The 14542-nt window shown below is 32.9% G+C and carries 15 protein-coding genes; all 15 read left to right on the plus strand.

What is annotated here, in order from left to right:
• The 15 genes from DZ67_RS0108800 (at position 1) to trpS (ending at position 14537) form a co-directional block, all read left to right on the plus strand.
• Complete coding sequence (locus DZ67_RS0108800; protein WP_024788263.1) at positions 1-651, plus strand: response regulator transcription factor; 651 nt, start codon at positions 1-3, stop codon at positions 649-651.
• Entirely contained in the window at positions 638-2464 is a 1827-nt protein-coding gene (locus tag DZ67_RS10325; protein ID WP_024788264.1) for a sensor histidine kinase, read from the plus strand. The genes DZ67_RS0108800 and DZ67_RS10325 overlap by 14 nt, the downstream gene beginning before the upstream one ends.
• A 14-nt stretch (positions 2465-2478) precedes the next feature.
• The gene (maf, locus tag DZ67_RS0108810) at positions 2479-3033 is read left to right on the plus strand and encodes a septum formation inhibitor Maf (protein WP_024788265.1); all 555 of its coding nucleotides are present in this window, start codon (positions 2479-2481) and stop codon (positions 3031-3033) included.
• Entirely contained in the window at positions 3024-3920 is an 897-nt protein-coding gene (locus tag DZ67_RS0108815) for a PDC sensor domain-containing protein (protein ID WP_024788266.1), read from the plus strand. Before maf ends, DZ67_RS0108815 begins: the two co-directional genes overlap by 10 nt.
• A 35-nt stretch (positions 3921-3955) precedes the next feature.
• Positions 3956-4567 (plus strand): imidazole glycerol phosphate synthase subunit HisH, encoded by a 612-nt coding sequence (gene hisH, locus DZ67_RS0108820; RefSeq protein ID WP_024788267.1) that lies wholly within the window; start codon positions 3956-3958, stop codon positions 4565-4567.
• Positions 4564-5280, plus strand: coding sequence for a 1-(5-phosphoribosyl)-5-[(5-phosphoribosylamino)methylideneamino]imidazole-4-carboxamide isomerase (gene hisA / locus DZ67_RS0108825; protein WP_024788268.1), 717 nt, complete (start codon positions 4564-4566; stop codon positions 5278-5280). Before hisH ends, hisA begins: the two co-directional genes overlap by 4 nt.
• A complete protein-coding gene (locus DZ67_RS0108830) occupies positions 5277-5654 on the plus strand; it encodes a chemotaxis response regulator CheY (RefSeq protein WP_024788269.1) in 378 nt (125 codons plus the stop codon). The genes hisA and DZ67_RS0108830 overlap by 4 nt, the downstream gene beginning before the upstream one ends.
• Positions 5644-6468: a 50S ribosomal protein L11 methyltransferase gene (locus DZ67_RS0108835; protein ID WP_024788270.1), complete on the plus strand. Its 825-nt coding sequence runs from the start codon at positions 5644-5646 to the stop codon at positions 6466-6468. Before DZ67_RS0108830 ends, DZ67_RS0108835 begins: the two co-directional genes overlap by 11 nt.
• Positions 6469-6505: 37 nt before the next feature.
• Positions 6506-8407 (plus strand): ATP-dependent zinc metalloprotease FtsH, encoded by a 1902-nt coding sequence (gene ftsH / locus DZ67_RS0108840; RefSeq protein ID WP_024791044.1) that lies wholly within the window; start codon positions 6506-6508, stop codon positions 8405-8407.
• On the plus strand, positions 8382-9023 hold the full coding sequence (locus DZ67_RS0108845; RefSeq protein WP_024788272.1) for a phosphatidylserine decarboxylase: 642 nt from the start codon (positions 8382-8384) through the stop codon (positions 9021-9023). The genes ftsH and DZ67_RS0108845 overlap by 26 nt, the downstream gene beginning before the upstream one ends.
• A complete protein-coding gene (pssA, locus tag DZ67_RS0108850) occupies positions 9013-9720 on the plus strand; it encodes a CDP-diacylglycerol--serine O-phosphatidyltransferase (RefSeq protein WP_024788273.1) in 708 nt (235 codons plus the stop codon). Before DZ67_RS0108845 ends, pssA begins: the two co-directional genes overlap by 11 nt.
• A gap of 71 nt (positions 9721-9791) precedes the next feature.
• The gene (locus DZ67_RS0108855) at positions 9792-11345 is read left to right on the plus strand and encodes a 2-isopropylmalate synthase (RefSeq protein ID WP_024788274.1); all 1554 of its coding nucleotides are present in this window, start codon (positions 9792-9794) and stop codon (positions 11343-11345) included.
• Positions 11346-11389: 44 nt separating this feature from the next.
• The gene (der, locus tag DZ67_RS10130; RefSeq protein ID WP_035907585.1) at positions 11390-12757 is read left to right on the plus strand and encodes a ribosome biogenesis GTPase Der; all 1368 of its coding nucleotides are present in this window, start codon (positions 11390-11392) and stop codon (positions 12755-12757) included.
• The gene (locus DZ67_RS0108865) at positions 12754-13575 is read left to right on the plus strand and encodes a TIGR04219 family outer membrane beta-barrel protein (protein ID WP_035907586.1); all 822 of its coding nucleotides are present in this window, start codon (positions 12754-12756) and stop codon (positions 13573-13575) included. The genes der and DZ67_RS0108865 overlap by 4 nt, the downstream gene beginning before the upstream one ends.
• The gene (trpS, locus tag DZ67_RS0108870) at positions 13572-14537 is read left to right on the plus strand and encodes a tryptophan--tRNA ligase (RefSeq protein ID WP_024788276.1); all 966 of its coding nucleotides are present in this window, start codon (positions 13572-13574) and stop codon (positions 14535-14537) included. Before DZ67_RS0108865 ends, trpS begins: the two co-directional genes overlap by 4 nt.
• Positions 14538-14542: the final 5 nt, after the last annotated feature.

Genomic DNA, 14542 nt, shown 5'->3' on the forward strand with positions numbered 1-14542 from the left:
ATGGATATATTAATAGTAGAAGATGATTTGCCTTTGGCAAATGTATTAAAAAAGGTATTGGAAAAAAATGGATTTAATGTAAAAATTGCAAATGACGGTAAAGAGGCATTTAATGAAATTCTGGAAAAAAATTACAATTTGTATTTGTTGGATATTAATTTACCGAAACTTAACGGGCATAAATTATTAAAACTTATAAAACACAAAGACGAAAATGCCATTGTAACAATGATTACGGCTTCGGCCGAAATAGAAGATATAGAAAAAGCGTACAGCTACGGATGCAGTGAATATATAAAAAAACCGTTTCACGCCAAGGAATTGTTGATAAGAATAAACAATTTAATAAATAAAAACGAAATAAATGATGAGATAATTGTTGATAACATAAAATTTGTAAAAAGTACTATGGATTTGTTTATAGACAACAAACCGGTGGAACTTAGAAAAAAAGAAAAAAGACTTTTATATATTCTTTTGGACAATCTTGATAAAACGGTTACAAAAGAAAAAATTATTGAATTTGTCTGGGAAGGTGAAAAAAAAGATTCCTATCCCCTCAGGCAATTGGTAAGTACTTTAAAAGCAAAACTTTCAAACCATAATATAGTCAGTGTCGTAGGAATAGGATATAAGTTTGTCAAAGTATAAATTTTCAATTAACCAAATTATAGTAATTTTTTTCTTTACCTTTTTTTTATTAATGGGGTCTATAGTATATATTCAATATTATAAATCTGAACAAATTCTGAGAAACAATTTTATAAACAAACATAAAATAGAAGCCCTTAAAATTAAAGACAAATTTAAAAATATTTTTGATAAGGCTTTATATATATATAAAATCCATGAACAATTAAACATCAAAAATACATTTAAATTAAATAAGTTTTATAAAAACGGAAAATTTAATATTTCTCAGGCGGCAAAAATTTTAAATTCATCTCTTGAGAGGGGGAAATATGAGATTTTTCAAATAGACAGAAATTATAAAATAATAAACGGCACGTATCAGCCGGATATAGGTTATGATTTAGGCCATTTCCCAGCTTATAAGAAAGTTTTGGACAATGTTTTCAACGGCAAAGAAAAAATAGATATTTCTTATATACATCTGGATATTGCTTCAAAAAATTTAAAAAAATATTATTTAATCCGTTCTTCGGACGGTAAATATCTGCTTCAGTTGGCTTATGTGGTGGATATTTACCCAAAATTAAAAAAAATTTATAAATTTTTAAAGCCTGCTCTTAACAATTTAAAAATTTATTTTGTGGACAGATATCTAGTCTATCCCATAAATTTCAAAAACCGTTATCAGAAAAAACTTTCTGTAAATGAGCTTTGTAATTATTCAAAAAATTTTTTATTGTATTTTAGTAATAATAAAGACATCGCAAAAAAAAGCAATATTGAAATATTAAATAAAATCGTATCTGTTTTTAAAAAGCATAACAATATGATTTATAAAATAAGAGGCAACACCCTTAAAATATTTGTATTAATAAACGGGATTATAAACAATAAAGACAATAGAATGATAATTGAAACAGATTTTAACCTAACTCCTTTAAAAACGGCTGAAAGAAGACTTTTTAAAAATTTTTGGATAATTTTTGTTTTAATGGCTGTATTTATTATTTTAATGTATTTTTTTGCAAAAAAATATTTTATTAAAAAGTTGGATTTATTGGCCAAAGCGTTTAAAGACAACAGAAAATGTAAAATGAATGAATCTTTTATAAAAGAAATAGCGGAATTTCAAACCAGTTATAATAAACTTTTTGAAAAATTAAATGATGAAATAGAAAAAAATAAAAAACTTTTATATTTAAACAGAAGATTTGTTGTAGACACCATACATCAGATAAGAACACCTCTTAATGTTATTTTGTTAAATGTGGAACTGCTAAGGGAATCCTGCGGGGAAGAAGAAATTTTAGATGAAATAGAAGCTTCTGTTTCCATGCTCAGTAATTCTTATGAGGATTTGGCTTATATATCTTCGAATAATGTTGTTGAATATAAACCAGAAAATATTGACATTGCATCGGTACTGAAAGAAAGAATAGAATATTTTTTCAGCATCGCAAAATCTCATAATAAAAATTTTCTCTCAGATATTGATGAAAACTGTATATTTAATATAAACAAAATAGAGCTTGAGAGGGTTATTGACAATAATATTTCAAATGCCGTTAAATATTCAAAAGGTAAAGAGATTATTGTTTCATTAAAAAAATATAAAAATAAATTTGTTTTAAAATTTGCTACCATCGGTGAAAAAATAAAAGATTCAAAAAATATTTTTGAAAAAAATTACAGAGAGCAGCCCCATAAAAGAGGTTTGGGAATAGGGTTGAATATTGTTAAAAAAATTTGTGAAAAATATAATATTAAATATTCTCATTTTTATCAAAATGAAAAAAATATTTTTGAATATCAATTTTTGGTAAAATTTTAGTTAAAAAGGGTTTTATGCTGATACTTTGTTCTTCTTCTGTTACAAGGGCTGAATTATTAAAAAACGCCGGTATTGATTTTATTCAAAAAAACTGTAGTTTTGATGAAGACAAACTGGTGTTTAAAGACCCGTATGAATTTGTGGTAAATGCAAGTTTTGGAAAATTTAAAGAATGTATCAAATGTTTTAATGATAATATTATAACCGCCGATACGGTTGTAAGTGACGGCAGGAATATTTTAAGAAAAGCAAAATCCCGTGAAGATGCAAGAAAAATACTTTTACAACAAAGTGGAGAAAATATTAAAATCATAACTTCCATGTGGATTAAAATAAATTCTAAAGTTTACGGAAGAGTTGATGAAACCATTTATGAATTTTATGAATTTGATAAAACTGATTTGGAAAATTATTTAAATTCCAATGAATGGGTAGGAAAAGCCGGAGCATGTATGGTGGAAGGGTTTTGTAAAAAATATATAAAAAATGTAAAAGGGTATGAATCAACAGCAATGGGACTTTGCATTGAAGAATTAGTAAAAATATTAAAGGAAGAAAAATGTATATAAAAGAAATTCAGGATTTTCAAAAAATCAGAAAAGAGGCAAGAGCCTATTTTTGTTATTTAATGCAAAGAAACATACCAAACAAATTGCCAAATATCGGGGTTGATGTAATATATGAAGGGTTAAAAAGAATTATAAATGAACTTCCCGAAGCCAACGCCGCTTATATTTTGGATGCGAGCGGAAAACAGATAAGCAAAATGATTACAAATAAAGAGAGTTTTAAAAATTATGATATAGAATTTAACCAGTCAAACAGGACATATTTTTATAAAGCTGTAAAAGAGAAAAAATGTATTTTGACAGATCCTTATCCGAGTCTTATAGGAGGGGAAATTGTTGTAAGTGCGGCTTTACCTGTTTTTAACAATAAAGGTGAATTGCTCTATGTGGCTGTAATTGATATTCCTTTGGAGAAAATTTTGAAATTTATTCACAAAGAAAAAGGTGATGTCTGGTTTAATAATTTCAACAGACTTATTTATGCAATGTTCAGCGCCGCACTGTTTGCCATTGTGGTTTTATTGTTTTATTACGGTGTTAAAATGTTTTTTGTGTATACGATTAACAATATCGATGTCAAAAAAATGTTTGAATCGACAATTTTAATAACACTTTCTTTAGCAATATTTGATTTGGTTAAAACCATATTGAGCGAAGAAGTGGTCGGAGAAAAGGAAGAACACCCTTTTGCCATTCATAAAACGATGATTAAATTTTTGGGAAGTATTATAATAGCTTTGGCAATCGAAGGGCTTATGCTTGTATTTAAATTTGCCATGGTCGCCCCGCAAATGCTTATTTATGCGGCAATTTTGATAAGTGCTGTAACACTTCTTTTATTCGCTCTGGCTTATTATATGAAAAATGTGGGTAAGGATATAAAATAGTGAGTTGTGAGTTGTGAGAAAAAAAAAGGAAATAAATGATAGGAATAGTTGATTATAATATGGGAAATTTGGCAAGTGTAAAAAACGCTTTTGATAAAATCGGTGTAAAAGCTGAGGTTGTCAAAGCACCTGAAAGGCTGAAAATTTTTGACAAATTAATTTTTCCGGGAGTCGGAGCTTTTGGCGATGCGGCCGATTTTTTAAAAAAAACGGGTCTGGATGAGGCCATGAGGGAATTTATAAATACCGGCAGGCCTGTTTTGGGTGTGTGTCTCGGGATGCAGCTGCTGTTTGAAAAAAGTGAAGAATTCGGCATACATGAAGGGCTTGGAATTATAGAGGGTGAAGTGGTTAAATTTGATAAAAGCAGGGTGAAAGGGCATAAAATTCCGCATATGGGATGGAATAAAATGTTTTTTGCCAAAAATTCGCCTCTTTTTAATGATTTGGACAATCCGTATTTATATTTCGTCCATTCTTATCATGTGGTATGTGATGAAAAATATGTTATAGGTAAAACAATTTACGGTTATGAATTTGTCAGTGCGGTGAATAAAGACAATGTATACGGCTTTCAGCCCCATCCTGAAAAAAGCCACAACGCCGGGCTTAAAATACTCGAGAATTTTGTAAAAGGCATAAAATGATAATTTTTCCTGCAATAGATTTAAAAGACGGTAAGGCCGTAAGGCTTACAAAAGGTGAAATGAACAGTGCAAAAATATACAGCGAAAATCCGCTAAATTTTGCAAAACAGTTTGAAGATATGGGGGCAAAATGGCTTCATATGGTGGATTTAAACGGAGCATTTAAAGGAAGCCCCCAGAATATTAAAGCAATTGAGGAAATTAGAAAAAACACATCTTTGAAAATTCAGCTCGGAGGTGGAATAAGAGATGAAGATACAATAAAAAAATATTTGGATTTGGGTATTAACAGATTGATTTTGGGAAGTGTCGCCGCAAAAAATCCCGAAATGGTTATAGAATTGGCTGAAAAATATCCTATTGCCGTCGGAATAGACGCAAAAGACGGATATGTGGCCGTAAGCGGATGGGGGAAAAAAGAAAATATAAAAGCCGAAGAACTGGCTAAAAAGTTTGAAAAATCCCAAATTGAATGTATAATTGCAACAGATATAAGTAAAGACGGCACTTTAAAAGGGCTTAATCTCGATTTTGTTTTAAATATTCAAAACGCTTCTAAAAAAAAGGTTATTGCAAGCGGCGGGGTGGCAAGTGAAGAAGACATAATAAAAGCCAAAGAAAAAAATATTTACGGAGTAATTGTCGGAAAAGCTTTTTATGAGGGAAAAATAGATTTAAAAAAATTATTTGAGTTATTTAAGGAGGAAAAATGAAAATTTTAGTTGTGGACGACAGCTCAACTATGAGAAGAATTATTCAAAATACGTTGGCAAGACTCGGATATAAAGATGTAATTCAGGCGGGAGACGGTATTGAGGCATGGGACGCACTTCAGTCAAATCCCGATATTAGGGTGGTTATAACGGACTGGAATATGCCCAATATGAACGGACTTGAGCTTGTGAAAAAAATAAGGGCTGAAGAGAGATATAAATCTCTGCCTATAATTATGGTAACAACAGAAGGCGGTAAAAAAGAGGTTATCACAGCACTTAAAGCTGGCGTAAACAATTATATTGTAAAGCCTTTCACACCACAGGTTTTAAAAGAAAAGCTTGAAGGGGTTCTCGGTAAAAATGAAGGATAATTATTTTGAATTAAGTGTGCAGACTGATTCTTTTAAAGATGAAATAGAAAATTTTTTGATTGAAAGGTTTAATAACGGTATCGAAGAGAAAGAAAACACTCTTGTTTTAAGGAGTGAAGATAATTTTGAACCTTTAATTGAAGAATTAAAAGAATATGTGAGTGCATTGGAAGAGATTTTTAATACAAATATAAATATAAAAACAAATGTAGAAAAAAAATCAAATATTGACTGGATAGAAAATTATAAAAAATCGATAAAACCTATTGAAATAGGCGGGTTTTATATTCATCCGAGCTGGTATAAAAATAAAAATGATAAAGAAAATATAATAATTGACCCCGCACTTGCTTTTGGAAGCGGGCATCATGAAACAACCAGAAGCTGTGTAAAGGCGATTAACAAATATGTAAAAAAAGATAATACATTACTGGATGTCGGGTGCGGCAGCGGTATTTTATCCATTGTGGCTGCAAAAAAAGGAGCTGTCGTAAATTTGTGCGATACAGATGAACTGGCTGTTAAAAGTGCAAAAGAAAATTTTAGGCTAAACAATGTTGAATTTAATAAAATTTGGGTGGGAAGTGCAGGAGATACCGATGAAAAATATGATGTGGTCGTTGCAAATATAATAGCCGATATTTTAATTTTTATGGCGAATGATTTAAAAAAACGGGTTAACGGTTATTTAATTCTTTCTGGTATAATTAACAAATATAAAAACATAGTTTTGGAAAAATATAAAGAATTTGAATTTATTGAGGAAATACCCGATAATGAATGGGTAACACTGATTTTAAAAAATGTTGAATGATAAATGTTGAATGTTGAATTTAAATTAAAGGATATAGATGCCAAAAAACAATAAAAATAACAATGATAATTTTTTTAATAAAAATCCGCTTCTTTTATTTATAATTTTTGCGGTTGTTATAATTTTAATTTTTAGAAGTATTGCACCAAGTGCCGAAAGCAGCGTTTCCGAGCTTGTTTCCGGAAAACCGGCCGTTATGAGTATAACATATTCCGATGTTAAAAAACTTGCAAAAGAAAAACAGTTAAGCTATGTTGCTATAGGAAAAACATATTTAAAAGTTAAATTAAAAGACGGAACAATTATAACAGTTCCTAAAGTTCCGAATGATCCGAGTTTAATTACAATTCTGGATAAAAATTCTATTCCTTACGGCGCCCTGCCAGAATCCAGCAACTGGCTTAACGATTTGATTTTCGGCTGGATTATTCCTATATTTATATTTTTTGCAATTTGGATGTTTTTGGCAAGCAGAATGCAAAAAGGTATGGGGGGAGTTTTCGGCGCAGGAAGTGCAAAAGGGCTTATAAAAAGCGAAAAACCAGATGTTACATTTGATGATGTCGCCGGAAACGATGAAGCCAAAGAAGAGGTAAAAGAAATAGTGGATTTTCTTAAAAATCCTGACAGATATACGGCTTTAGGTGCAAAAATTCCAAAAGGTGTTTTACTCATCGGGCCTCCCGGGACAGGAAAAACTCTTCTTGCAAAAGCGGTTGCGGGTGAGGCAGATGTTCCGTTTTTCGCCGTAAACGGCAGCAGTTTTATAGAAATGTTTGTAGGTGTCGGTGCGGCAAGGGTCAGGGATTTGTTTAACCAGGCTAAAAAAGAGGCGCCGAGCATAATTTTTATAGATGAAATTGACGCTATCGGTAAAAGCAGGGCTGCAGCCGGTCAGTTTGGCGGAAATGACGAAAGGGAGCAGACTTTAAACCAGCTGCTTGCGGAAATGGACGGGTTTGATTCAAACGACCCTGTAATTGTTTTAGCGGCGACAAACAGGCCTGAAATATTAGACCCTGCTTTACTTAGACCCGGAAGATTTGACAGACAGGTATTGGTGGATAAACCTGATTTTGAAGGAAGGGTACAGATATTAAAAGTCCATGTTAAAAAAATTAAAATGGGCAGTGACGTTAATCTGGAAGAAATAGCCAGAATGACGGCGGGACTTGCCGGGGCAGACCTTGCGAATATAGTAAACGAAGCCGCTTTGCTTGCGGGTAGAAAAAATAAAAAAGAAGTAAACCAAAGTGAATTTGTCGAAGCGGTTGAAAGACAGATTGCGGGACTTGAAAAGAAAAGTAGACGTCTTAACGAAAACGATAAAAAAACAGTGGCATATCATGAAAGCGGGCATGCAATAATTGCAGAAGTTACTCCTAAAGCCAGAAAAGTAAAAAAAGTTTCAATCGTTCCAAGAGGTCTGGCCGCGCTCGGTTATACATTAAACCTTCCCGAAGAAGACAAATATCTGATGAGCAAAAGCGAACTTATTGCTCAAATTGATACACTGCTCGGAGGCAGGGCCAGTGAAGAGGTGTTTATTAAAGAAATTTCAACAGGTGCAAGTAACGACTTAGAGAGGGCAACCGACATTATAAAATCAATGGTAATGATTTACGGTATGAGTGATGTGGCCGGGTTAATGGTTTTAGAAAAACAGACAAACAGATTTTTAGGCGGAGGGTTTGGACAAAGCCGTGATTATTCAGAAAAAACCCAGGAAGAAATTGACGTTTTTGTAAAAAATTTTTTAAGCGAGCGTTATGGGCATGTTAAAAATATACTTAAAGAATATGCGCCTGTTATTGAACAAATGGTAAAAGAGCTTTATGAAAAAGAGGTTATAGACGGTTCAAGGGTAAGAGAACTTATAAAAGAGTATAAAGATTCTAAAAAAGAAGGTGATAATGAAGAAAACGGAAATAATTCTTAAAGAAGGGTATCCCTTTATTATTCCTGCAGGTGTAATATTTTTAATCAGCCTTATTTTTGGATTCGGTGCATTTTGGCAGATACTCTTTTTTATTATTTTTGCATTTTTTGTATATTTTTTCAGAAATCCGGAAAGAATTCCCGATGAAGTTGGTGAAAATGTAATAATTTCTCCGGCCGACGGGGAAATTGTAGAGATAACAGAGACCAAAGCCCCTATTTTAAATAAAGAAATGATTAAAATTTCGATAAGGCTATCCATTTTTGATGTGCATGTACAAAGAAGTCCTATAGATGGGAAGATTGATGCAAGAGAATATATTCACGGGTTGTTTTTAAATATTGCAGATGAAAAATCAAGTGAGCTTAACGAACAAAACAGGGTTTTGTTTGAAGGGGCACAAAGTGTTGTTGTTAATCAGATAGCCGGTTTTTTAACAAGAAGGATTATAATGTTTAGAGATTTAGGAAAAATAAAACTCTCCGAGCGTTATGGTATGATAATGTTTGGAAGTCAGGTTGATTTGTATGTGCCTAAAAACTCTGTAATAAAAATAACCGAATTTCAAAAAGTAAAAGCAGGGGAGAGTTTAATAGGATATTTGAATGAAAATTAAATTGGCATATATTTTACCTAATTTTTTTACGGCCCTTAGTGCTTTTTTTGGTGTAATGAGCGTGATTGCCGCATCTCAGGGTAAATTTGAAAAAGCTTATATTTATATACTTTTTTCGCTGGTTGCCGACGGACTTGACGGAAGAATAGCAAGAATTACAAACACAACTTCAAAATTTGGCGTAGAATTTGATTCATTGGCTGATTTAATTGCATTTGGAATGGCACCTGCTATGATGCTTTTTTTCTCAATCGGTAAGAATTACGGAAGATTTGGGGCACTGATCAGCGGACTTTTTGTTGTTTTTGGCGCAATAAGACTTGCAAGATTCAATGTGACAACTTCCATGAACGACCCGAGATTTTTTATAGGGCTTCCAATTCCGACGGCGGCGGTGGTTTTAAGCTCGTGGATAATGCTTGATATAAGATATCAGAGTCATTTTAATATTCTAATTTTAACAGGGGCTTTGTTTTTGGCTTTTTTAATGGTCAGTAATTTCAGATATCCAAGTTTTAAAAAAATTGATTTTAATAAAAATCTGGCAATAAAAATTTTGGTTTTAATTATCTTGGCGGCTTCTTTACTTTATCTTTTCCCTACCGAAGCAATAGCCCTGTATTTGAGCATTTATGCTTTTTACGGGGTATACAGGGGAATAAAAGGATACATTAAAGCCGGGAAATATAAAGGATAATTTTTTTCCATTGAAAAAATTTTTAAAATATGATAAAATTTTATAAAAATTTTTTATAAAAAGGATATATTATGGAAATGGTTAAAATTTTTGATACCACATTAAGAGACGGGGAGCAATCCCCAGGCGCATCTATGACTATCGAAGAAAAAATAAAAGTTGCACTTCAGCTTGAAAAATTAAAAGTTGATATTATCGAAGCAGGATTTGCCGCAGCAAGTCCGGGTGATTTTGAAGCAATAAACAATATTGCAAAAGAGGTTAATAATTCAACTGTCTGTTCTTTGGCCAGGGCTTTGGATAAGGATATTGAAGCCGCTGCTAAGGCGATAGAGCCGGCCCCTTTTAAACGAATTCACACATTTATTGCAACAAGTCCAATTCATATGGAATATAAACTAAAAATGAGCCCCGATGAAGTAATAAAAAGAGCCGTCAGGGCGGTTGAATATTCAAGAAGCTTTGTTGATGACGTGGAATTTTCCTGCGAAGATGCGGGAAGAAGCGAGATGGGCTTTTTAAAAGAGATTATCAGTGCCGTTATTGAAGCGGGGGCAAAAACGATTAATATTCCTGATACGGTAGGTTACAGATTTCCAACAGAAATGGGGGAAATGATAAAAGAACTGGTTGAATATTTTCCAAAAGATATTATTTTTTCAGTACATTGTCATAACGATCTCGGGCTTGCCACCGCCAATTCACTTTACAGTGTGTTAAACGGGGCGAGACAGGTTGAATGTACCATTAACGGTTTGGGAGAGAGGGCTGGAAACGCCGCACTTGAAGAAATTGTAATGGCCATTAAAGTAAGAAGGGATTTGTTTGATGGAATTGATACAAGGATAAATACAAAAGAAATTTATCCGACAAGCAGGCTTGTCTCAAACGTTACTGGAATAGAACCGCAACCGAATAAGGCCATAGTGGGAAGAAACGCATTTGCCCATGAAAGCGGAATCCACCAGGACGGTGTACTTAAACATAAAGAAACATATGAGATTATGAAGGCGGAGGATATAGGGCTTGATATAAAAGACACCCTTGTTCTTGGAAAACACAGCGGAAGACATGCGTTTAAGAAAAAACTTGAGGCTTTGGGATTTAGTAACTTAAGTGATGAAGAATTGAATGAAATATTTATGAAATTTAAAAAACTTGCAGATAAGAAAAAAGAAGTTTATGATGAAGATATTTTGGCACTCATGAATGATGCGTTTGATAAAACACCTAAAACTTATGAACTCCTTTCACTTCAGCTAAGTGATTGCAGTGACGGTATGGCGAGTGCCGCTGCCAAGATTAAATTCGAAGATAAAATTTACGTAGATGCGGCAATAGGTAAAGGTACCATTGATGCCATATTTAAAGTAATAGACAGGATAAGCGGTATTAACGGAAAACTAATGGATTATAAAGTTGAAGCTGTAAGCGAAGGTAAAGACGCTTTGGCCAAAGTTATGGTAAAAGTTGTTTTTGATGAAAATAAACCCGCGGTTATGGGGCATGGACTAAGCATCGATACAATGGTAGCAAGTGCAAAAGCATATATAAACGCACTTAACAATTATTTGCATATGAAAGATTTACTGTCTAAAAAAATCAGTTATAAAGACAGTATTTAAATAATGAAAAGTGAAAAATTAAAAATTAAAGATGAGGAATAAAGTTGAAAAAAATAGCCATTCTCGGTAAGCCGAATGTTGGTAAAAGCTCTCTTTTTAACAGAATTTTAAGAAAGAGAGATGCTGTAATCAGTGAAAAAGCCGGAACCACAAGAGATATAAAAAAAAGAATTATCAGTTTGGATGATGAACTTGAAGATGTTGTTATAATGGATACGGGAGGGCTTGAAGAGCGGGATGAACTGTTTGAGAAAGTAAAAGACAAAGCCCTTCAAATAGCAAAAGATACAGATATACTGCTTTATATGGTTGACGGGAGAAGTCTGCCCGATGAAGATGAAAAAAAATATATAAGAACTCTTCAGAAATTAAATAAAAATATTATATTGGTTGTAAACAAAATAGATAACGACAAATTAAAAGAAAAAGTTTATGATTTTTATGAACTGGGTGTAAAAGAAATATACCCTATTTCCGTTTCCCATAACAGGGGTGTAGGAAAACTGATTGAAAGAATAAAAAAATTTATCCCTAAAAAACAGGTATTTGAAGTAAGCGAATTTGAACAAGACATTCCTTTGGAAGAACTGTTAAGTGAGAGTAATGAAAATTTAGAGGATATTAAAGAGATAAAAGTGGCAATTATAGGCAGGGTAAATGTGGGTAAAAGTTCACTTCTTAACGCACTGGTTGGGGAAGAGCGGGCAATAGTAAGCGAAGTTGACGGGACTACAATCGACCCTATTGATGAAAATATTTATTTCAACGGATATCATATAACTTTTGTTGATACCGCAGGTATCAGAAGAAGAAGCAAAATTAAAGATATAGAAAAATATGCCCTGATTAGAACGGAAGAAGTTTTAAAAGAAGCCGATATCGCCGTATTGGTTATTGACGCCAAAGAAGGTATAGTTGAACTTGATGAAAAAATAGGCTCTCTTATCCAAAAATTTAAAACCGGGGCGATAATTGTTGCAAATAAATGGGATGAAACGTCTATGGATTATAAAAAGTTTGAAAGTGAAGTAAGATACAGGTTTAAATATTTAGATTTTGCCCCTTTTATGGCTGTAAGCGCCAAGACAAAAAGAAATATAGACAAATTAAAAGAAAAGCTTTCTTTTGTTTATAAAAATTATTCAAAAAGAATTCCTACTTCGCTTCTCAACGAATGGATTAAAGAAGCGACTATAAGGCATCATCTGCCTACGGATGTAAGAGGTAGGGAGAGTAAAATTTATTATGCAACCCAGTTTAAAACAAAGCCTCCTACCATAGCTTTAATTATGAACAGAGCTAAACTTCATTTTTCTTATGAGAGATATCTGATAAATTTCTTAAGGAATAAAGAAGATTTTAGAGGAACACCTATTGTATTAATCCCAAAAGAAAAAGGAGAAAAAAAATGAAAAAATTATCTTTAGCTTTAATTTGTGCGGGAGCGGTTACTTTTGCAAATGCTGATATGTTGAGTGTCAGTGCGGGTGCGGGATACGAGCAGCAAAAAATAGACGGATATGTAAAAAACGGAAATGTGATAAATTATTTTAATAATTCATCCGCTCAAAATGACGGAAATCAAAACACAGGGGATTTAGGGTTTGATAATAAAAACAACCCTTATATCTGGGTAAAACTGATTCATCCTGTGCCAATTTTGCCAAATATTAAATTACAATATACAAAATACAACACAACTGGCCATAGTAAATGGGTTGCAGGAGGAGTAAAAATTTTCGGAGATGTAAATATTCCCTCTGGACTCACCGATGTAAGTTCCAAAATGAATATAAACTCTTATGATTTAACACTGTTTTATGAATTTAAACCGGTGGTTGCCGATATAGAAGCCGGATTTGGCGCTGATTTGTGGCAAGGTAATACCAAAATTGACGGTGACAATGCTGCGATTGTTAACGGAAATATTGTAAAAACTCTTGGAAGCACCCATATTAATAAAAACTGGTTTGTGGCGCTTCCATATCTGTATGCAAATGTTGAAACAATGAGTTTTTTCGGGTTTTCAGCCCTTGGATATGTAAAATGGGCAAAAGCGGGGGATAATCACCATTATGATTATTTAGCGGGAATTAAGTATAAATTTGATAAAATTCCTTTGTTTCTAAAAATGGGATACAGATATAAAGAAGCTTACGGGGTAGATGGAGATAATAAAACAAAATTACAATACAAAGGCTATTTTGCCGAAATAGGAGCTAAGTTTTGAGAATTGTAAGCGGAATGAGGCCAACAGGTAAACTTCATTTGGGACATTTTATAGGGGTTCTTAAAAACTGGGTTGCACTTCAAGAAAAATATGACACTTTTTATTTTGTGGCCGACTGGCATGCACTTTCCACGAAATATGACGAAGGGCTTGATTTAAATGAACTCAGCATTGAACTTGTAAAAGAATGGATAGCATGCGGAATTGATCCAAAAAAATCAATTCTTTTCAGACAGAGTGATATAAAAGCTCATGCCGAGCTTTATTTAGTTTTAAATATGATAACGCCTGTTAGCTGGTTAGAGAGAAACCCCACATATAAAGACGCAATGAATCAGCCTGAATACAGAGAAAAAAATAATGCGGGATTTTTAACATATCCTGTACTGCAGACAGCAGACATTATTCTTTATGATGCAAATCTGGTGCCTATCGGTGAAGATCAGAAACCCCATCTTGAGCTTGCTAGGGAAATTGTAAGAAGGTTTCATTATATGTTTAAAAAAGAAATATTTACTGAACCAAAAGAACTTCTGACAGAAATACCTAGACTTCCCGGGCTTGACGGCAGAAAAATGTCCAAAAGTTTTAATAACGCAATATATCTGGATGACGATGAAAAAACCATTTGGGCTAAAGTTAGGATGGCTAAAACGGACCCTGCAAGGATTAAAAAAACAGACCCCGGGCATCCTGAAGTGTGTATAATTTTTGATTACCATAATGCATTTAACAAAGAAGAAGTCGTGGAAATTGAAAAAGAATGCAGGGCGGGAACTATTGGATGTGTGGAATGTAAAAAAAGATGTGCCGCCAAAATAAATGAATTGCTTTCTCCAATCAGAGAAAAAAAGGCATCTTTAAATGAGAGTATGATTTTGGATATAATAAATGAAGGAAATAAAAAAGCTGGAAATATTGCAAACGAAAAAATGGAAGAAGTTAATAAGGTAATATTTTAAAGGAG

Origin of the sequence: Lebetimonas sp. JS138, from assembly GCF_000523335.1 — a bacterium.
Classification (GTDB): Bacteria; Campylobacterota; Campylobacteria; order Campylobacterales; family Nautiliaceae; genus Lebetimonas.

What these genes read in the sequence shown, in the direction of transcription:
- DZ67_RS0108800 (WP_024788263.1), top strand. Translation starts at nt 1, where the DNA reads ATGGATATATTAATAGTAGAAGATGATTTGCCTTTGGCAAATGTATTA.
- maf (WP_024788265.1), top strand. Translation starts at nt 2,479, where the DNA reads ATGCTGATACTTTGTTCTTCTTCTGTTACAAGGGCTGAATTATTAAAA.
- DZ67_RS0108815 (WP_024788266.1), top strand. Translation starts at nt 3,024, where the DNA reads ATGTATATAAAAGAAATTCAGGATTTTCAAAAAATCAGAAAAGAGGCA.
- hisH (WP_024788267.1), top strand. Translation starts at nt 3,956, where the DNA reads ATGATAGGAATAGTTGATTATAATATGGGAAATTTGGCAAGTGTAAAA.
- hisA (WP_024788268.1), top strand. Translation starts at nt 4,564, where the DNA reads ATGATAATTTTTCCTGCAATAGATTTAAAAGACGGTAAGGCCGTAAGG.
- DZ67_RS0108830 (WP_024788269.1), top strand. Translation starts at nt 5,277, where the DNA reads ATGAAAATTTTAGTTGTGGACGACAGCTCAACTATGAGAAGAATTATT.
- DZ67_RS0108835 (WP_024788270.1), top strand. Translation starts at nt 5,644, where the DNA reads ATGAAGGATAATTATTTTGAATTAAGTGTGCAGACTGATTCTTTTAAA.
- ftsH (WP_024791044.1), top strand. Translation starts at nt 6,506, where the DNA reads ATGCCAAAAAACAATAAAAATAACAATGATAATTTTTTTAATAAAAAT.
- DZ67_RS0108845 (WP_024788272.1), top strand. Translation starts at nt 8,382, where the DNA reads ATGAAGAAAACGGAAATAATTCTTAAAGAAGGGTATCCCTTTATTATT.
- pssA (WP_024788273.1), top strand. Translation starts at nt 9,013, where the DNA reads ATGAAAATTAAATTGGCATATATTTTACCTAATTTTTTTACGGCCCTT.
- DZ67_RS0108855 (WP_024788274.1), top strand. Translation starts at nt 9,792, where the DNA reads ATGGAAATGGTTAAAATTTTTGATACCACATTAAGAGACGGGGAGCAA.
- DZ67_RS0108865 (WP_035907586.1), top strand. Translation starts at nt 12,754, where the DNA reads ATGAAAAAATTATCTTTAGCTTTAATTTGTGCGGGAGCGGTTACTTTT.